Below are 18,090 nucleotides of genomic sequence, written 5' to 3'. Positions count from 1 at the left end.
TTTGCTGGGTCGTGCGCGAGGAGTCTAAGGTATCCGTCTGTCGTCCTATATGAACTGCGCCAAGTGAAGCTCGGGGGAGAGTAATGGCGTTCGAAGCCTTTGACGTGGACAGTGGAGTGCTCCGCAAGCAGGGGGTGAACTTCGCTGAGCTCGGGGGCGATTTCACCAAGGCATCCAAGCGTCTCCAGGACACCCTCGAAGGGCTTGGAGAGCCATGGGCCGATGCGGATTTCGGGGACATTTTCGGGCAGGTCTACACGCCGGTTCGCGACGGAATCTTCACATCGATGGACAGCCTGGGGAAGCGGCTGGAGAAGATCGGGCACAACCTGCAGGACATGGCGCATAACTACGACGAATCGGAATCGTCGAACTATGTTCTGATGGACGGGATCTCGGGCCAACTCTAATTAAATTCGGGGATATTGGCATGTCGCTCACACTGCCCAGCGAACTTGTCTGGGTGCTCGATCTGCTCGGCTACAGCTGGCCCGAGGCCGACGAACAAGCACTGCACGACGTCGCCGAGGCCTGGCGGGCTTTCGGCAAGGATCTCGAAACGATCCAGACGGAGGGCGAAGGATTCGCCCGCACCATCCTCGCGAGCAACGCCGGTACGGCCGTCGACGAATTCACCAAGGGCTGGGGCGCCTACACCGGCACGAACGGCCAGGACAGGTACATCCCGGACGCGAAGGACGCGTGCGAAGTGATCGCCCTCGCCTTCGACGCGGCCGCGATCGCGGTCCTCACGGCGAAGTTGGCCGTGATCGCGCAACTCATCGCCCTGGCCGTGGAGATCATCGCGGCGCAGGCGTCCGCGCCCTTCACCTTCGGACTGTCCGAGGTCGGCGCGCTGGGTGCGACCCAGGCCGCGCGGGTGATCGTCCGGGAGCTGCTCAACAAGCTCAGGACGGAGGTCATGCAGGCGATCACCAAGGCCATGGAGCACGCCACCATGGACGCCCTGAAGAAGATCGCCAAGGAGCAGCTCGAGAAGATCACCAAGGAGAAGGTCAAGCAGTTCGCCAAGGACAAGATCAAGGAAGAGGCGAAGCAGTTCGTCCAGGAGAAGGTGGTGGACGCGGCCAAGGAGAAGGCCAAGGAAGCCGCCGTCGGAATGGCGCAGAACGTCGCCCAGCAGAGCATCGAGGCCCACTTCGACGAGCGGTCCGGCATCGACCTCGGAGAGACGACGGACATCGCCGAGAAGGCGGGCGGCGAGTACCTGGACGGCCTCAAGAACGAGGTCAAGGGCGGCGAAGGGTCGACCCTGGCGGGCTACACGGACGTGCAGGGCCACGTGGACAACGCCGTCGACCAGGCGACGGAGAAGGTCACCGGGGCGGTCGGGAACCGCGTACAGCACGGCGTCGACACGCTCTCCGGAAACGGAGGCAACGCCGGAGAGTCGTCCGACGGGGCGGCGGACAGCTCCTCCGAGGCGGGCTCGGGCTCCTCCCACACGACGCAGGCGTCCTCCAACAGGACCGCGGCATCCCACTCGACGGCGCGCTCCGGCTCTGCGCACGCCTCCGGGGGCGCGCAGGATTGGGCTCGGAGCGAGTTCGGGTGACGTCCCTCACCGGTGGCACACGACAGGACACGACAGGAAGGACGGCCGCACCCATGACCGCGGACCGGGAGATCCAGGACGAGGAACTCATGGGGATCGCCCAGGACCCCGAGCAGGCCCTGCGGCTGCGCCGCTCCCTGCGCACCATCGCCGGCGCGACCTCGCTCGACCCGGCCTTGCGTGAGATGGCGAGTGAGGTGCTGAGCGGGCGGGCCGATGTCAAGGACGCCTTCCAGGACCCGCGTTACACCGAAGCCGTCTACCAGAGGCTCCACGAGATGCGCCGGGCGGCCGAGGACCAGACGTACGTCGAACGCCAGCAGTCCAAGGGCCAGTTCGCGGACTGGGACGCACGGCAGCAGGCCGAACTCGAACGCGAACGTGCCGAACGGGACGCCCCCGTGCACGGTTCGGTCGGCGGAAAGCGGTCGGCTCAGCGCTGAGGCACGGCCGCGGGGTCGTACACCAGCGCCAGCCCCGTGCAGTCCTGCCCACCGGAGGTATCCGGTTCGTACACCCGGTACGGGGCAGCGAGTTGCTGGGCGGCAGGCTGTGCGATCGAAGGGTGGGGTGCAGCGGCATTCCGTCCCCGAGGCCGGCGGTCACCGCTGTACCGCCGAACAGTACGAGGGCGCTCATCGCCGTAGCGACGGCGCGTCGTGGTGACGGCCCCGCCTTCCGCTGAGGCAGGGCGGCACAGCAGCGTACAAGTCACGCCGGACGGCGCTTGTTGCCGACAAGGTAGGCGACGCCCCAGGCGGCGGCAGCAGCGAGTACGAGGCCGAGTACGGAGAACCAGTCGACTCCGCCGGTGGCTTCGCTGTGCCACCAGGCCTTGGCCGGGAAGAAGGGTTCGTATTCCAGCAGGTTCTTGAGCGCCATGAACGACTGTTCCTTGGCGAGGATGAGCGGAAGGGCGTTGGCGTAGCCGAAGAACGCGCCGAGCGCGGCGATGACGGCTCCACCGATCCGGGCGCCGTTGCTGTCGCGGCCCACCTTGCCGATCAGGGCGCCGACGACGGCTCCGTTGAGGAGTGCGTGTGCCAGGTAGAGGGTGTTGGACGCGGTGGTGGTCGTGATCTGCTTGTACGTGGCGAAGACGAGACCCGTGTAGAGCACCGAGACGACGAAGGAGACCAACCACCCGAGAAACACCGCGCCGACGGCATTACCGCCTGCGTTCGGCCGCTGCCCGAAGGGAGGCGCCTGGAAGGGCGGTCCCGGCTGCATCGGGTACGCCGGCTGCATTGGTGGCTGCCCTGGGAAGGGTGCCGGCCCGGCCTGCATCGGCGGCTGTGCAAGGGGAGACGGCGGTCCGAACCCCGGCTGCTGCGGCGGTGGGGCGGGCTGGTTGTACGGGTTCGGGTAGTTCTGCGGTGCCTGTGGAGGCTGTGGAGGCTGCGGCGGTTGGAACGGCGGCTGGCTCATGATTCCCCGTGGACTCAATGGAGGTAACTGGCAGAAGCAGCAAGTTATCAGTGAGATCAGGAGGGGGACGGCGGAGCCGGAGCGGGCTGCGTGAAGGGTGTCGTCTCTTCGCGGGTGTCCTCGGCGTCCTCGGTGTGGCGGTCAGACGGACCGCGCTCGGCCGAGAGGTCGTCCGGGGATGCGGAGGGCCTTCGCCCCGCGCTCGGTTGCCACGACGAGGATGCCGTCCGGGGAGAGGGCGGCCGCGATGACGGGGGTGTCGGAGACCAGTGCGGCCACGATGTCCTCCGTCGCCCGGTCCCAGACGCGCACGTGGTCAGCGCCGCGGCTCAGCCCCAGCGGAGCGGCGGCCCGCTCCTCCTCGGTGAGGCGCAGGACCTGCCCGGGGTCGATGTCGCCCAGGTCGTCCGGCCCTGCGAGGGCGTGGACGAGCGTGCCCGCCGGGACGCCGAGCACGGCGACGGGATCGGCCGGTCCTTCCGGACGGGGCAGGCTGCCGACGGCCACCGCGCTGATGCCGGGTACGGACACGCTCCACAGGGTGCGCCAGGGCAGGTCGAGGCCGAGCCGGCCGTGGATGGCGTCGGCGTACTCGGGGAGGCCGTCCTCCACGAACGCGGTCTCCAGCAGGGCGGCGCGCAGTGTCGTGGGGGCCTGGGTGCGGGTCAGCAAAGGGGCCGTGCGCAGATATGTACGGGCCGGTGCGCCGAGTTCCCCTGCCGGTACGGCCTCGACGGCGGTCCGCAGCGGTACGGGGTCGGCGTGCACGAACAACCCTGGATCCGTCAGGAGTTGGGGCAGCAGGCCCGCTTCCAGCGTGTGGCCCGCGATGTGGTCGCGTACGTACGCGTCGGCCTTGCCCCAGTCCTGGTCCGGCACTGCCTCCAGCAGAGTCATCGCGATCTGGGCCTGGGCCGCGCGGACGTTCGGCAGCCCGGCGCGGATCTCGTCGCCGATGGCCGGGTGCAGCAGCCGTAGCAGCGTACGCGCGCTGCCGTCCCCGTCCCGCCGGAGTGACTCGACGAACGGCCCGGCCAGTTCGCCGCTGTTCGCGAGGGCGCCGCTCATGTCCTCGCCGGCAAGGGCGTTGACGAGCCGTATCCAGAGGTCGATGGGCAGACCGTCGCCCTCCCCGAGGGCCAGCGGCGTCAGGAGGTGACGCAGGGTCTGCGGATCCGCTCCGAGGCGGCGGGCGTGCAGGTCGAGTGCCTGGCCGAGGGACGAGGGCAGAAGGGTCTCGTCGTGCGGGGCGGCGGTGCCCGGACTCGTCAGGATGCTCTGTACGGCGAGCTGCACGGTGAGCGGGCTGGTGCCGGCCCGGCGTCCGATCGCCTCCGCGAGGGCGCGCCGGATCGAGGGATCCGCGGTGAAGGGCAGCTCCGGTGCACCGGACTCCGGGCTGAGCAGCGCGTCGGCCTGCAGCACCAGGCTGTGCGGGTCGGCCCACTGCGGGTCGTCCAGGTCGATGACCTGCGCGGTGCCGGGCGGGAGTGCAGAGACGAGTTCGGTGGTGAGGTCACGGGGCACGTCCGCGAGCAGCCGGATGTTGGCGGTGGCGGCGAGGGGCTTGAGTACTTCCCGTACCACGCGGGTCGGCTCGCCTGTCGTACGCACCGGACCCGCCCGGTCGACGTCGGGCACGACGACGGTCTCGGTCCGGCCGAGGGCGCCCAGGGCGCCGTACACCTCTTCGACGCGGGTGGGCCGAAGCCCGTAGTGCTCCGCGATCAGCCGGCCGAGCTGCGCCGCGGTCAGCCCCGCCGCGCTCGGCACCGCGGGGGCGGGCAGCTCGGGCGGTACGGTCGACGGGTCGAGGTCCGCCAGCGGCAGCCGTCCACGGAACTCCGGATCGCACAGCATCAGGAAGCCGGTGAGCAGGTGTGAACGCCCGCTGCCCGGATTGCCGGTGAGAACGATGACGCGGGGCGCACCGGGCTGCTCCGTCCGCCAGGCGGCGAGTGCGCGCAGCACGGCTGTGCGGCCGCCTATGTAGGGATGGGGTGCGTAGCCGGTGGTCGGGGCGGTCATCGGTGTGGGTCCTCGCGTGTGCCGGAGTTACGGGTGGACGTCAGGCTTCGCGCTCGACGTTCTTGCGGTAGAGCGCGATCGCCTGCTCGGTCGGGAAGTTGGGGACGGTCACGGTCTCACCGGTCTCCTTCGACACCACGATCTTGGCTCCGCCGGGCGGGGCGGGGCGGGGCGGGCCGGCAGTCTCGGCGGGGGGCGGGAAGACCGCGTACACCAGGTAGCCGATGTCGAACTCGTGGACGTGGAGCTCGGCGGGGGTGCCGTCGGGGAGTCTGGGCTGGGCGTAGCGGCTGAGGACGATCTCGACGGCCTGGTCCGGGGTGGTGGGCGGAGCTTGGGGTGTTGGGGCGGGCGTGTCGGGAGCCATGCGCTTCCTCTCTGGTGCTGGTCGGTCGGCCTGGTTGGTTACGTGGGGAACTCGTTGACCCAGGCACCTTCGAGGAGATGCTTGGGCAGGTACTCGGACTCGACGGTGATGGTGAAGCCGGCCTGGACGGCGAGGCAGGACACGGCCAGCGGGCCCAGAGCCACGAGGCCCTCGGCGGTCAGTGCGCGGTCCTCGTCGCGGGTCCAGTACTCCTTGTGCCACTCCACGGCCTTGGCCAGCTCGTTGTTGAACTTCTCCTGGTCACCGCGCGCCAGCTGGGTCAGGAGGTTCATCGGCGGATACATGATCTTCAGTACGCCGTCACGCGGCGCGTGTCGCAGGGCGGCGGGGTCCGTCCCGTCCACCGCGGCCACCAGCTTGTCGCCGAACTCCGGGCGCTTGAGCCAATAGGCCTGGAGCGCTTCCACCCAGTCGTAGATGTACTCGTCGAGAACCCCGTCGGCCTGCCGAAGACGTGAGGCGGGAAACTGGCACAGCTCGGTCATCCGCTTCTTCTCGCGGCAGACACAGGCCAACCAGAACGCCTTGAGCCAGTTGCCGGCGTGAGCACGGGGCAGCGCGCCGGCCCGGACGGTGTGCATCTTGTGACCGATACGGCACTCGATGGTCCCGGTCGTGGCCTGCGCCGACGCGAAGAGGGCGGAGCCGACCTGCATGGCGGTGACGCAGGCTTCCCAGGTCTCCAGCTTGTCGGACTCCGGGTCCAGGACACAGTGCTCACCGAAGAGCTCGATGGCGGTGGCCAGGACGTTCGAGAACCACGAGGGTTCGTTCTGCAGCCCGTCGACGTCTTCCCAGAAGTCCTTGGTGTGGGTTGCGAGGATCCTCGCGGAATTTCGCGTCGGGAACTCATGTCGCGGAATCTGCATCGCGCTCCTTCTCTGCTTCCGTTCTGATGTCGAACTGCTTCATCTCGTAGCCCTGGTGCTCGCCCCCGGAGGAGTTGCCCTTGACGAGTATGTACTTGACCCGCGACGGGTTCGCTTCCAGCGCCTTCCTGAGGTCGCCTGCCAGTTTCCGCTCCACCTGGGCGGCTTCCAGTTCGGCGTCGGTCGTCGCGGTCCGCTCGTTCCGGCGTGAGCGCGCCTCCATCTCATGAAGAATCGTCTCGAAGTACGTGCGAGTGCCCTGCCGGACCCTCGGCACACCAGGACTCGGTGCGTCCTGGCTGTCCTGGCCGTCCTGGTCGTCGTTCTGCGCGCCGTCACCCTGGTCCTGGCCGGACTCGCCCGGCGAGACGGGCTGGTCGGAGCCGGCCTCAGGCGCGAGCCCCCGCCGGTCGCCGAGACCGGCCTCCAGCGAGCCCTTGGCCTCCACGACGACGTACTGGGGTGGGTCGGTGCTGGGGTCCATCCAGATCTGGTCGAACCGGTTGTTGCCCATGGCCCGGTCGTCGACGCGGTCGTACGTCTCGAAATGCTGAGGCATCACATGGAATTCGGCGACAGCCTCGCCGTAATCCTCACTGGCCCGCGTCATCTTCCCGTGCAGAGGACTGTGCCTCGCGTCGGCTTCCTCGAATTTCTTCAAATTCTCCGGCGTCTTGTTCGCTTCATAGGCGTCCTTGGCCGCCTTGCGGTCCTTGTGCGGCTGGTCGTCGGCGTCGATCGCGTCCTGACGTTCCTTGGCGGCCTGGTCGAGCCGCTTCAGGTTCTCGTCGGAGATCTCCGTGTGCCGCTCACCCGAATCCGCACCCTCGTCGATGTAGGACTCCGGATCGGCCTCCGGTGCGTCCTTGGCCAGCATCCAGGGAGCGTTCGCATCGTTCGTGGGATGCAGCTGGGGGACGGGACGGCCGTCCTCGGCGGGTGCGGTCACGCTCCGGCGGTAGCCGCTCCTCGGGTGGTAGTACTTCTCGAACCAGGCCCTGTCCTTCGGGTCGTTCGAATTGGCCCGCGCGAGTACGTCCAGATCACGCTGCCTGCGCTGGTCCGGGTCGCTCGAACCGTCGCCCGCGGGCTCCGCCGGACCGGACGGGTGTTCCGGGTGCACAGGCCTGGGCGGCTGCGCCGACTGCTCGGCGGCGATGTCGCCGTACAGCGGCTTCTTCCCGTTGACCGAGTCCTTGACGTAGTGGGACGCATCGGAGTTCCTGCCGTCCGGCAGGCTCTCGTGGGCGGGGACCGCGGAGTCCTTGGTCATCTTGCCGGGGCGGTCACGGTGGTCGTCGGCCGCCGACGGGGCGGAGCTCTCGGGGTGGGCCCGGTCCGGGGGCGCGGGCCGGTCCGACGTCTCCGACCGCGGATCCTCGCCGTGATCGCCGTGATCGCCGTGATCGCCGTGATCGCCGTGATCGCCGTGATCGCTGTGATCGCCGTGATTGGGGTGATCGGGGTGATCGGAGTGCGACTGGTCCGGCCCCGGCTCGGTGTCCGGGCGCTGACCGTCGGGGTGGTCGTTGCTCTCCGGATGCTTCTGCTCGGGGGCGTCCCGATGCGGCTCCGACGTCCGCGGATCGGTCGTTCTCAGGTCCGAGACGCGGGGATCGGGCGTACGTGGATCGTGCGTACGTGGGTCCGAGGTACGGGGATCCGGGGTGTGCGGGTCCGTGGTGTGCCGGTGCTGCGGGTCGGCCGCACGCGGGTCCGAGGGCGTGGAACTCCGCTGATGTGTGTCCCGGTGACTCGTGGGGTCGTCCCGGGTGTCCGTCTCCGCCCTCGGAGTCGGCTGCTCGGACTCCTTGCCGGAGGTGCGGTCCTGCTCGTCGGGGCGGGGCGCCTCGTCCGGGGACGGGCGCTTGTGTTCCGTGGGACTGTCGGGCGACTGCTCCTGACGCGGATCGGTGTTGCCGTCGGCCGGGGATGACTGGCGGCCGTCGTGGGCGTTTTGGGAGCTCTCCCGGCCATCAGGGGCGCGGTCCGGTTCGGACGGGTTGTCGGTCTCGCTCTGCGGTCGGCCGTTCTCGTCTCCGGGCTCGTCCTTCGTCGTGTTCGGGTCGGTGGTGGAGGGCTGCTGCGTAGGGCCGTCGACCTGCTTCGGAGCGTCGCCCGAGGCGTCGTTCTGAGACGTCTGGGTCTGGGGCTGGGCGTCGTCCGGCTGTCCGTCGTTGTGCTCGGAGTTCTCCGACTGGGCTTCGCCGTCGCTCTGGGTCTGCGCGTCGTCGTTCTGGTCCCCGGAGTCCTTGGCCTCGGGCACCGCGGGGTGGAGCGGGTTGCCGTCGGCGTCCAGGGGGATGTGCCAGACGTGTTCAGCGTTGGCGATGTGGAGCGGGTTGTGGCTGACGTCGCCGGTCTGGGTGTCGATCCAGATGATGTTGCCGTGGTGGTTGACGGCGTTGAAGGCGTGGCCGCCTCCGTTGTTGGGCCAGCCGACCTGGACGATGGCCGCGGCGCCGTGTCCGGCCTGCTGGAGGTCCCAGGCGATACGGGCGGGCGTGTGAGGGTCGTCGCCCCGGCCCGCGTAGGTGTGGGGGGCGCCCGCCCAGCGGATCTGGTTGTCGTTCGCGTTGTCCTCGGGGGACCAGTAGTCCGGCTTGCCGTGCTCGTCGGTGTCCAGGGTCCGCGGGGCCGAGACCTGGGGGTTGCCGTACCAGGTCTCCAGGAAGGAGCGGGAGCAGTCGGCGCAGTTGTTGCTGCGTCCGGGGACGGTGTTGCCACCGTCGTTCTGGAGCTGTGACCAGGAGCCGAAGGGGTCGGGAAAGCGCTGCGGGGTGCCGTCCTCGTTGTGCGGCACCGCGTCGACCAGCGCCTGCTGATCGGCGGGGTCGGGCTCCGTCAGGCCTCCGGGGTGGTGGTCCAGGTCGGTGCGGATGTCCTCCAGGCTGTCCTGCTGCGGATGCTGCTGGTGGTCGGGGCTGCCGGGGGCGGCCTGGGGCGAGCCCGGTGCCGGTGGCGTGGCGGGGCCCGTGTGCGAGGGCGCCGCCGGGGCACTCGGGGTGCGTACGACGGTGTGGACCGGGACCGGCGTCACCAGCTGCTGGTGCTGTGGTTGCGGGTTGTTGGGCTGAGCGGCCGGCTGCGGCAGGGAGCCGGACGGGCTGCCCGCAGGCTGCTGCGGCGGCCTGTTGGGCGTGGGGTCGGTACCGGTGCCCTGCCGGTTCTGGGAGCCGGAGGCACCGGACGCGCCGTCCTGAGTGCCCGGGGCGTTGGCGGGGCCGGGCCGACTCGATGAGTCGGAGGTACGGCCACTCGGCGTCGACGAGTCCGACGTGCCGTTGCCCGGCGCCGAGGTGCGATCCGAACCGGAGCCGGTCGAGGTGGAGGGCGTCGTCGTGGAGGTGCTGCTGGAGGGCGAGGTGGTCCTGGGGGACGACGACTGGGCCGGGTTCTGATTCGCGGCGCTCGTGTTCGAGTTCTGGCCCGGGGTGTTGGCGCGAGTGCTGCCGGTCGGGTCCGGGGTGTTGGTACGGGTGCTGCCGGTCGGGTCCGGGGTGTTGGTACGGGTGCTGCCGGTCGGGTCCGGGGTGGTGCGGGGCGTGGTGCCGTCGCCCGGCCTGGTGCCGGGGGTGGTGCGGGGCGTGGTGCCGTCGCCCGGCCTGGTGCCGGGGGTGGTGCGGGGCGTGGTGCCGTCGCCCGGCCTGGTGTCAGTGGTGTTGCGAGGCGTGGTGCCGTCCCTCGGCGTGGTGCCGGACGTATTCCTCGGTGTCGTACCGTCCCCCGGCGTCGTGCCTCCGGGGGTGCGCTGGGTCGGTGTCCGCCCGTCCGGTGTGCCGGGAGCGCGGCCGTCCGTCGCACCGGGGATGCGCCCGTCCCCCGTACCGGAGACACGAAGACCCGCACCACCGCCGACGCGGCCGTCCGTCGTCGATGACGCCGATGCCGACGCGGTCGTACCGGAGCTTGTGACCGAAGTGGGCTTCGCCGTACCGGAGTTGGGTGCAGGGCTGCTCGGGCTCGTGCCGGACGGCGTGCTGCTGCCGGTCGCAGCGCCGTGCTGCGAGCCGCCGCCGACCCCTCCCGCTGCAGCAGGCGCGAGGGGCGAAGCCGGTATGCCGGAGCCGCCGTCCGCGCGGCCTCCGCCCGCACCGTTGGAGGAAGGGTCACTGGTCGTCGGAGCAGCCGTGGGCGCCGCGTTGGTGTGAGTGGGGGCGGTGGCGGCCAGGCTGTCGATGTTGGTGCTGATCCCGCCGTGACCGCCCGGCGATGGCGACGGAGACGTTCCCCCTGACGACGCGGAGGCCGACACGGAATGCACGGTCGGCGACGCGAGGCCCGACACGGAGGAACCGCCGCCGGAGTGGGACGGCCCGGAGGCACTCGGACCGTCGGACGCACCCCCGGAGTCCGAGCCGCCCGACGACGCTCCACTCGGTGAGGGATCGTCGAAGTCGGACAGCGTCGGACCCGAGTGGGAGAGCGTCGGCCCAGGTGCTCCGGAGTCGGACCCGGCCTCCGAGTCGGATCCCGGCCCCGCTCCCAGATCCAGCCCGCCGATGCTGTTGCCGCCGGTGTCGGCGGAAATCCCGCCACCGATGTTCGTGCCCACGTCGTGGCCCGAACGCGTCGACGTCGAGGAGTCAGATCCCGACGAGTCGGAGCCGTTGGAGTCGGAGCCGTTGGAGTGGGAGCCGGACGAGGACGAGTCGGAGGACGAGTTCGAACCGCCCTCACTGTCCGACGAGTTGGAGTCCCGGTCTCCATTCGAAGAGCTCGAACTCCCGTCGCCACCGGACGAGTTGGAGTCACCGTCACCGTCGGACGAGTGCGAGTCCCCGTCCCCGTGCCCGCCCTCGGACCCCCCGCCGTGCCCGTCGATCCGGCTGTCGACGGCATGGTGGGCCCGGTGCCCGGCCTTCTCTCCCAGGCTGTCGCGGACGCCCTCGGCGAGGGTCTGCGGGGTCTGCTTGATGGCGTCCCAGGCGCCGTCGGCGCCGGCCTTGACGGTCGCGCCGAGGTCGTAGCCCTCCTGGGCGCCGAAGCCGACGTTCACGGTCTGGCGGATCAGGTCGGTGATGATCGCCTCGATCATCGAGATCGCGGGCTCCTTCATCGCCTCGACGACCGCGTTGAGCAGCGCCTCTTTGAGCTCGTCGAGGAGGCGGCGCACGATCAGCCGGGTGACCTGGGTGGCCCCCAGTGCGCCGACCTCGGAGAGGCCGAAGGTGAAGGGCGCCGCGGCCTGGGCCGCGGCGATCTCGATGGCCAGAGCGATCAGCTGGGCGATCACCGCCCACTTCGCGAGCTCCACGATGTAGGCGCAGGCCTCCATCACGTTCGCGATGAGGTAGGCGGCCTGGGCGGCGTTGCCCAGGTAGCCGTCGCCGCCTCCGCTGTCGAACTTGCGGTACGTCTTGCTGAACGCGTCGATCGAGTCGCCGGCGTTGTGCGCGACCACCTGGCCGGCGCTCAGGTTCGCCGTGGTGTGCAGTTCGATGACGTCGTCGCCGAACTTCCGCCACAGCTTGGCCGAGTCCTTGAGCTTGTCCTCGTCCGCCGTCGGCCAGCGGTAGCCGAGCATCTCGAGAACCCACTCGAGCTCGTCCGGCAACATCATCGACACAGCAGAAAGCACCCCCGTCAGACAACACGGCCGTACAACTCCCTCATCGGTCAAGGGATGTCACACAGAAGTACAGCCGTTCGCAAAGTTTACGGACTCACCCGCCCGCAACTTCAGGGTGTTGCTGTCACAAAACCGTTGCAGGTCCTGCGCCGGAGCACGGCTCAGCTCAGACCTTGGTGAAGCACAACGTGTAGCCGCTCGTCCTGCGGTGGTACTGGATGCCGTAGTCGTACCTGGACCCGCACTCCATGTTCGCGCCAGGGACCATCTCGCCCAACTTGTACTCGGCCTCGGGGGAGTTGCAGTCGACGACCGTCGTCACCGGTTCGCCCTTGGGGTCCTTGACCTTGACGCAGTCGCCGATCTCGGGGTCGTGAGCCGCGGCGGACGCGGACGCCGAAGCCTCCGCCCTCGCCTTGCCGCCCGTCGGGCTGGTGTTGTAGTCCCAGACGTAGTAGCCCACGCCGCCGAAGAGCACGACGACCATGGCGACGGCCTTCACCACCCGCAACGGCCCGCCCTGCGGCGGGCGTTGAGGGCCTCGCTGGGGCGGCTGTGGCTGCTGCGGATACCCGTACGGGGCCTGCGGCTGCTGCGGGTATCCGTACGGCTGCTGCGGCTGCCCGTACGGCTGCTGGTTCGGGTACTGCGGAGGAGGCGTGGACATGCCTGGTGGACCCCGTGGCTGGATGCGTTTGAGTGCACGAAACAAAGATCAACAAGAGGTTGACCGGCGCAGACTATCCTCCGCACGTGACGGGAGATACTTCGGATGTCCGAGAGACGAGGGCAGCGAGGAGACACGGCATGACCAGGCGACCCGAGAACTCACCGAACCCGCAGGGCGATTCGCCGGAGCGCGGTGTGCTGGACGAGGCACTCGAACCGGAGCAGATTCGCTCTCTGAACTCCGCCCTGCGGGGGCTGTCCGAGAACGACGGCGTCGGCAAGGACCTGCAGGACGCGGCGAAGAAGCTGCTCTCCGGCCGGCTCCCGCTCCGCGACGCCCTGGACGACCCCGGGGTGGCGCGTGCCCTGGGCGGCGGCATGGCCTCCCTGCGCGGCCAGTGGGAGTCCCTCTCCGAGGAGGAGCGCGACCAGGTCAGGCATGGTGAGCCGCTGACCGGCGGTGACCCCTCTTCGCCTTCGGGGCAGTCCGAGCCGAGGAGGTCCGAGGACCAGTCCGCGCAGTCCGGGAAGAAGAGCCAGGGGCGGCACAGCGGCGGATTCTCGCTGTACTGACCACTGGCTCGTCACCTGCTCAACGCTGTCCGAGCGCCGGCGCTGCCCGCGGTACGGAGCGATGGCCGTCCCGGCCGGTGCGGGTCGGCTACTGGTCGGCCTGTTCCGCCGGCACCCCGCCGTTGTGCGGAGCCGGCTCCAGGTCGAACTCCCCGTCCCGTGCGCCGAGTACGAACGCCCGCCACTCCGCCTCGGTGTACCGCAGCACGGTGTCGGGGTCGAGGGAGGAGCGCATGGCCACCGCGCCCTCGGGCAGGTACGCGATCTCGACGCGCTCCTCGTGCTCCTCGGTGCCGGGGGCGCTGTGCCACTCGACCCCCGAGATGTCGAGGGCGTACAGCTCGTCCCGCTCCCGCTCCTTGCGCGCCTTGATCTCGGCCGGAGTCTCGATCTCGTTGTTCCGTACCTCGGTCATGCTGCGGAGCCTCTTCCTGACATGTGACGACGAACTCGACTCACCCTACTTGCGCAGGAGCGGCCCATGCCGCCGGCTGCCGCGGATCCGATGAGGATCAGGTGTTCTGCGCCTTTGTGAACGTGCCCTGTGCTACGCCGGGCGGAACCTTCACCTGGCCGTCGTACTCGGCCGTCGTCGCCTTCCACAGGTCCAGCTGGTCGGCCTCGTTCTGTTCGTGTGCCACGCCCATCTTGGTGAAGGCGATCCCCATCCCCGCCAGCCGCTCCGCCAGGCTGCCCATCGACTGGTACATGCCGTCGCGCAGGCCCGTGTAGGCGACGCCGAACTTCTCGCCGATATCGTCGTCACCCCAGGGCGGGGTTCCCGTACCCTCCAGCGCGGTCAGTCCGTCCTGCAAGGCCTTCACGGCCTTCGAGAAGTCCTGGCCGACCGTGTACATGTTGAAGCCCTCGGTCTTGAGGACCTTGGGATCGGAGTCCATGAAGTCCGACGGCACAACTGCCCCCCGTGGCTCGTCTTTTCACTCGTTCTCTCTCGCACGTCACCATAGCGGTCACCACTGACACAGGGGGGCGGCACCCGTGTGGGTACCGCCCCCTGCGCCGAAGCAGTCGCCGCTCAGAACCGGGCCGGCAGCCAGCCCGTCTGGATCAGCTGTCCACCGCGTCGCCGCGTGTGGAAGTACCCGCGCCCGGGCGGGAGTTGCGAGGCGGTGATGTTGCCGAGCAGCGCACCCTCCGCCCGGTCGCCGGAGAGCACCAGACCCTGGGCGCCGAGCTCGCGCATCCGCTGCATCACGGGCTCGTACAGCGACCGGCTCGCACCGCCCGAGGAGCGCGCGATGATGATGCGCAGACCGACGTCACGGGCGAACGGCAGGTACTCCAGGAGCGGGGCCAGCGGGTTCACGCCGGTCGCCACCAGGTCGTAGTCGTCGACGATGACGAACGCGTCCGGGCTGTTGTACCAGGAGCGGTTGCGCAGCTGCTCGGGCGTGACGTCCGGGCCCGGCATCCGCCGGTGCATCGAACCGGCCAGGCCCTCCAGCGTCTCCGTGAGGGCGGGCGCCGACGCGCAGTACCGCGACAGGTGCGAGTCGGGCACACCCTCCAGGTGCGCACGCCGGTAGTCACCCATGACGATCTTCGCCTGGTCCGGCGTGTAGCGCTCGGTGATCTGCTTGACGAGCAGCCGCAGCATCGCGGACTTACCGGACTCGCTCTCACCGAACACGATGAACAACGGGTCCGACTCGAAGTCGACGAAGACCGGCGAGAGCGACGACTCGTCGATGCCGATGGCGACACCGCGGTCCGGGTGCTCGAACCCCTTGGGCAGCCGGTCCGAGGACAGCATGGTGGGCAGCAGCCGTACGGCCGGAGCGTGGTTGCCCTGCCAGTTGTCGTTGATACCGCGGAGGAGGATCGACGTCGCCTCGGAGAGGTCCTCGGTCGTCGAGGAGCCGTCGACCCGGGGCAGCGCGGTCATGAAGTGCAGCTTCTCCTGCGTCAGACCACGGCCCGGCACGCTCGCGGGGACGTTCTGCGCGACCTTGCGGTCGACCTCCGACTCCGTCGGGTCACCGAGCCTGAGCTCGATGCGGTTCTGCAGCATGTCCTTGAGCGCGGGCCGCACCTCGGTGTAGCGGCTCGCGGTCAGGATCACGTGCACACCGAAGCCGAGACCGCGCGTCGCGATCTCCGTGACGGTGGACTCCAGCAGCTCGTAGTCCGTCTTGAAGGTGGCCCAGCCGTCGATGACGAGGAAGACGTCACCCCAGATCTGGTCGGGCAGCTGGCCCGCGGCCCGGCGCTGCCGGTAGGTCTGGATCGAGTCGACGTTGTTCGCGCGGAAGTACTCCTCACGCGCGTTCAGGATCCCCTCGACCTCGCTGACCGTACGGCGCACCTTCTCGGCGTCGAGACGGTTGGCCACCCCGCCGACGTGCGCCAGGTCCTCCATCGCGATCAGGCCGCCACCGCCGAAGTCCAGGCAGTAGAACTGCACTTCGGACGGGGTGTGGGTGAGCGCGAACGAGGAGATCAGCGAACGCAGCAGCGTCGACTTGCCGGACTGCGGACCGCCGACGAACAGACCGTGGCCCGCACCGCCCGAGAAGTCCCGGTACAGCACGTCACGCCGCTGCTCGAACGGCTTGTCCACCAGACCGACCGGCACGTTGAGCCGGCCGAGCGCCGTGTACTCGGGCGCGGTCAGGCCGCGCTCCGGGGAGACGGCGAGCTGGGGGAGCAGCTGCTCCAGCGAGGGCGCCTCCTCCAGCGGGGGCAGCCACACCTGGTGGGCGGGCGGACCCTGGTTGACCATCCGGCCGACGAGAACGTCGAGGACGGTGTCGGCGAGCGCGTCGTCCACCCGGTTGTCGGGCTCCGGCTCCTCGATCACCGGCTGCGGGGGCAGCGCCACCTGCTCCGCCGTGAACAGCGCGGGCCGCAGCTGCGTCGAGCGGTGCACCCGGGACGGGCCCTCGCCGTGGTACGGCCCCGACACGTACGCCGCCTTGAAGCGGACCATGGTGTCGGTGTCGTAGCGCAGATAACCGGAACCGGGGATCGACGGCAGGTGGTATGCGTCCGGGACACCGATCGCCGTACGCGACTCGGCGGCGGAGAAGGTCCGCAGACCGATCCGGTACGACAGGTAGGTGTCCAGGCCGCGCAGCTTGCCCTCCTCCAGGCGCTGCGAGGCCAGCAGCAGATGGACACCCAGCGAACGGCCGATACGGCCGATCTGGATGAACATGTCGATGAAGTCCGGCTTCGCGGTGAGGAGTTCGGAGAACTCGTCGAGCACGATCACCAGCGACGCCATCGGTTCGAGGGCGGCGCCGGCGGCCCGGGCCTTCTCGTAGTCGTGCAGGTTGGCGTAGTTGCCGGCCGAGCGCAGCAGCTCCTGGCGGCGCTGGGTCTCACCCATGATCGAGTCACGCATGCGGTCGACGAGGGTGAGATCGTCCGCGAGGTTGGTGATCACGGCCGCGGTGTGCGGCATGTCCGCCATACCGGCGAAGGTCGCACCGCCCTTGAAGTCCGCGAGGATGAAGTTCAGCGTCTCCGAGGAGTGCGTGACCGCGAGACCGAGCACCAGCGTGCGCAGCACCTCGGACTTGCCGGAACCGGTCGCGCCGACGCACAGGCCGTGCGGGCCCATACCCTCCTGCGAGGCCTCCTTGAGGTCCAGCATGACCGGCTCGCCGTTCTCGCCGACACCGATCGGCACCCGAAGCCGCTCGTGCAGCGTGCGCGGCCGCCAGGTGCGGGAGACGTCGACCGTGCCCGCGTCACCGATGCCCATGAGGTCGGTGAAGTCCAGGTTGGACAGCAGGGGTTCGCCCTCTTCCGCGGAGCCGACCCGGAAGGGCGCCAGCTGCCGGGCCAGGGACTCGGCCTGCTCCGGGTTCAGCACATCGGCCTTGCCGGTGTACGCCGACTCGTGGCCGACGAACAGCTGCATCCGCTCCGGCTTCACATACGCCGTCAGACCCGCGCGCAGGTCCTCCTCCAGCTCACCCGGGGCGATCTCCAGGAAGGTGACGCCCTGGAGCCCCTCGGAACTGGCGAGTTCGGAGTCCGGTGGCACGGTGCCGCCGTCGAGGACCACGATCAGATGCGGCTGGTCGTAGACGGGGTTCGCGTCCCGGTTCCAGCGGGGCCGGTCGTCCAGCTGGCCCGCCAGCGCCTCCTCCAGCTCCCCGAGGTCGTCGAAGAGGAGCCGGGACGAGCCCGCCCCGTCCTTGGCCTTCGGGTGCTGGCTGTGCGGCAGCCACTTGATCCAGTCCCAGTCCGCCGCAGCGGACGGGTGCGCCACCACGGCGACCATCAGGTCTTCCGGCGAGTGCAGCGTCGCCAACTGGGACAGCGTCGCGCGGGCGTTGCCGTAGACCGTGTCCGTGTCGCCGGCGATCGTCACGTGGTAGAAGGCGCGCAGGGAGATGGAGACCGGCAGGTCGTGCAGGCTGCCGTGCGCGTCGAGGAACGCCTTCATGGCCGCCGCGGTCAGCGGCTCCAGCTCCTCCTTGGGCGCCGTGTCGGGGGCGACGAGCGGCGTGTTCAGCTGCTGGACGCCGCGGCCGATCCGAACGGAGGCGAAGTCCGCGTCGGTCGGGCGCCGCTCCCACAGCCGCTTGCCGTCGGCCGCCACCGCCCACAGCTGCTCCGGGTCCGGATGCTGGAAGAGCTGGCTCTGCCGCTGCAGTTCCGCGGTCTTGTGCACGTCCTTGCGGACCTGCTCCAGGTAGCGGAAGTAGTCACGCCGGTCCTGCGCCATCCCCGCGCCGCCGCCCTGCCGGGACTTGGCGAACTGCGCGATGGCCATGGCCAGCGTCGAGGCGAGCATCAGCCCGCCGACCACCCTCATGTAGGGGGGCAGGTTGGGCATGAAGAAGAAGCCGACGGAACCCAGCATGCCCATCATGGGCAGCAGGTTCATCAGCATGCTCTCGTCGCCCTCACGAGGGATCTCGGGGGGCGTCTCCAGTCTGACCTCGCCGTCCGGTACCACCGGGGGCACTATCCGCGGTGGTCGTTTGATGATGACGACGCTCACCGATGC

13 protein-coding genes are annotated in these 18,090 nt (G+C 69.6%); 4 read left to right on the top strand and 9 right to left on the bottom strand.

The genetic code is table 11. The features are described 5' to 3' along the window. Window positions 1-83 precede the first annotated feature (83 nt). Genes LJ657_RS45755 through LJ657_RS45745 form a run of 3 tightly spaced genes read left to right on the top strand, consistent with a single transcriptional unit; the run spans window position 84 to window position 2,019 of the window. Window positions 84-410 carry a hypothetical protein gene (locus tag LJ657_RS45755; RefSeq protein ID WP_232655649.1) on the top strand — a complete coding sequence of 109 codons (327 nt, stop codon included), beginning with the start codon at window positions 84-86 and terminating at the stop codon, window positions 408-410. A 20-nt stretch (window positions 411-430) separates the two neighbouring features. Beyond that, window positions 431-1,576, top strand: a complete 1,146-nt coding sequence (locus LJ657_RS45750; RefSeq protein ID WP_232655648.1) for a WXG100-like domain-containing protein — start codon at window positions 431-433, stop codon at window positions 1,574-1,576. Between the two features lie 53 nt (window positions 1,577-1,629). Next, the gene (locus LJ657_RS45745) at window positions 1,630-2,019 is read left to right on the top strand and encodes a hypothetical protein (RefSeq protein ID WP_232655647.1); all 390 of its coding nucleotides are present in this window, start codon (window positions 1,630-1,632) and stop codon (window positions 2,017-2,019) included. Between the two features lie 268 nt (window positions 2,020-2,287). Here the strand turns inward: LJ657_RS45745 and LJ657_RS45740 are convergent, their stop codons facing one another. The 6 genes from LJ657_RS45740 to LJ657_RS45715 form a co-directional block, all read right to left on the bottom strand. Then, window positions 2,288-2,731, bottom strand: a complete 444-nt coding sequence (locus LJ657_RS45740; RefSeq protein ID WP_232655646.1) for a hypothetical protein — start codon at window positions 2,729-2,731, stop codon at window positions 2,288-2,290. 414 nt (window positions 2,732-3,145) lie between these two features. After that, window positions 3,146-5,032, bottom strand: coding sequence for an ATP-binding protein (locus LJ657_RS45735; protein WP_232655645.1), 1,887 nt, complete (start codon window positions 5,030-5,032; stop codon window positions 3,146-3,148). 40 nt (window positions 5,033-5,072) lie between these two features. Next, window positions 5,073-5,399: an SUKH-4 family immunity protein gene (locus tag LJ657_RS45730; protein WP_232655644.1), complete on the bottom strand. Its 327-nt coding sequence runs from the start codon at window positions 5,397-5,399 to the stop codon at window positions 5,073-5,075. Window positions 5,400-5,437: 38 nt separating this feature from the next. Beyond that, complete coding sequence (locus tag LJ657_RS45725) at window positions 5,438-6,289, bottom strand: immunity 49 family protein (RefSeq protein WP_232655643.1); 852 nt, start codon at window positions 6,287-6,289, stop codon at window positions 5,438-5,440. Beyond that, complete coding sequence (locus tag LJ657_RS45720) at window positions 6,270-11,852, bottom strand: toxin glutamine deamidase domain-containing protein (RefSeq protein ID WP_232655642.1); 5,583 nt, start codon at window positions 11,850-11,852, stop codon at window positions 6,270-6,272. The genes LJ657_RS45725 and LJ657_RS45720 overlap by 20 nt, the downstream gene beginning before the upstream one ends. A 175-nt stretch (window positions 11,853-12,027) precedes the next feature. Continuing rightward, a complete protein-coding gene (locus LJ657_RS45715; protein ID WP_232655641.1) occupies window positions 12,028-12,528 on the bottom strand; it encodes an LppU/SCO3897 family protein in 501 nt (166 codons plus the stop codon). Window positions 12,529-12,668: 140 nt separating this feature from the next. Between LJ657_RS45715 and LJ657_RS45710 the strand changes: the two genes are divergently transcribed. After that, entirely contained in the window at window positions 12,669-13,103 is a 435-nt protein-coding gene (locus tag LJ657_RS45710) for a hypothetical protein (protein WP_232655640.1), read from the top strand. A gap of 88 nt (window positions 13,104-13,191) precedes the next feature. Here LJ657_RS45710 and LJ657_RS45705 read toward each other — a convergent pair whose 3' ends face one another. The 3 genes from LJ657_RS45705 to eccCa all read right to left on the bottom strand — a co-directional run bounded on the left by LJ657_RS45705 (window position 13,192) and on the right by eccCa (window position 18,084). Next, on the bottom strand, window positions 13,192-13,518 hold the full coding sequence (locus LJ657_RS45705) for a DUF397 domain-containing protein (RefSeq protein ID WP_232655639.1): 327 nt from the start codon (window positions 13,516-13,518) through the stop codon (window positions 13,192-13,194). A gap of 97 nt (window positions 13,519-13,615) precedes the next feature. Then, window positions 13,616-14,002 (bottom strand): hypothetical protein, encoded by a 387-nt coding sequence (locus tag LJ657_RS45700; protein ID WP_232655638.1) that lies wholly within the window; start codon window positions 14,000-14,002, stop codon window positions 13,616-13,618. A gap of 137 nt (window positions 14,003-14,139) precedes the next feature. Continuing rightward, window positions 14,140-18,084 (bottom strand): type VII secretion protein EccCa, encoded by a 3,945-nt coding sequence (gene eccCa, locus LJ657_RS45695; RefSeq protein ID WP_232655637.1) that lies wholly within the window; start codon window positions 18,082-18,084, stop codon window positions 14,140-14,142. Window positions 18,085-18,090: the final 6 nt, after the last annotated feature.

Source organism: Streptomyces guryensis (assembly GCF_021261325.1).
In the GTDB taxonomy this organism is placed as follows: Bacteria; Actinomycetota; Actinomycetes; order Streptomycetales; family Streptomycetaceae; genus Streptomyces; species Streptomyces guryensis.
Note: the sequence above shows the minus strand (reverse complement) of the source record. Positions and strands in the feature narration are given on the sequence as shown.

Excerpts from the sequence above, each read along its gene's own strand:
- LJ657_RS45755 (WP_232655649.1), top strand. The coding sequence starts at position 84 with ATGGCGTTCGAAGCCTTTGACGTGGACAGTGGAGTGCTCCGCAAGCAG.
- LJ657_RS45750 (WP_232655648.1), top strand. The coding sequence starts at position 431 with ATGTCGCTCACACTGCCCAGCGAACTTGTCTGGGTGCTCGATCTGCTC.
- LJ657_RS45745 (WP_232655647.1), top strand. The coding sequence starts at position 1,630 with ATGACCGCGGACCGGGAGATCCAGGACGAGGAACTCATGGGGATCGCC.
- LJ657_RS45735 (WP_232655645.1), bottom strand. The coding sequence starts at position 5,032 with ATGACCGCCCCGACCACCGGCTACGCACCCCATCCCTACATAGGCGGC.
- LJ657_RS45730 (WP_232655644.1), bottom strand. The coding sequence starts at position 5,399 with ATGGCTCCCGACACGCCCGCCCCAACACCCCAAGCTCCGCCCACCACC.
- LJ657_RS45725 (WP_232655643.1), bottom strand. The coding sequence starts at position 6,289 with ATGCAGATTCCGCGACATGAGTTCCCGACGCGAAATTCCGCGAGGATC.
- LJ657_RS45720 (WP_232655642.1), bottom strand. The coding sequence starts at position 11,852 with ATGATGTTGCCGGACGAGCTCGAGTGGGTTCTCGAGATGCTCGGCTAC.
- LJ657_RS45715 (WP_232655641.1), bottom strand. The coding sequence starts at position 12,528 with ATGTCCACGCCTCCTCCGCAGTACCCGAACCAGCAGCCGTACGGGCAG.
- LJ657_RS45710 (WP_232655640.1), top strand. The coding sequence starts at position 12,669 with ATGACCAGGCGACCCGAGAACTCACCGAACCCGCAGGGCGATTCGCCG.
- LJ657_RS45705 (WP_232655639.1), bottom strand. The coding sequence starts at position 13,518 with ATGACCGAGGTACGGAACAACGAGATCGAGACTCCGGCCGAGATCAAG.
- LJ657_RS45700 (WP_232655638.1), bottom strand. The coding sequence starts at position 14,002 with ATGGACTCCGATCCCAAGGTCCTCAAGACCGAGGGCTTCAACATGTAC.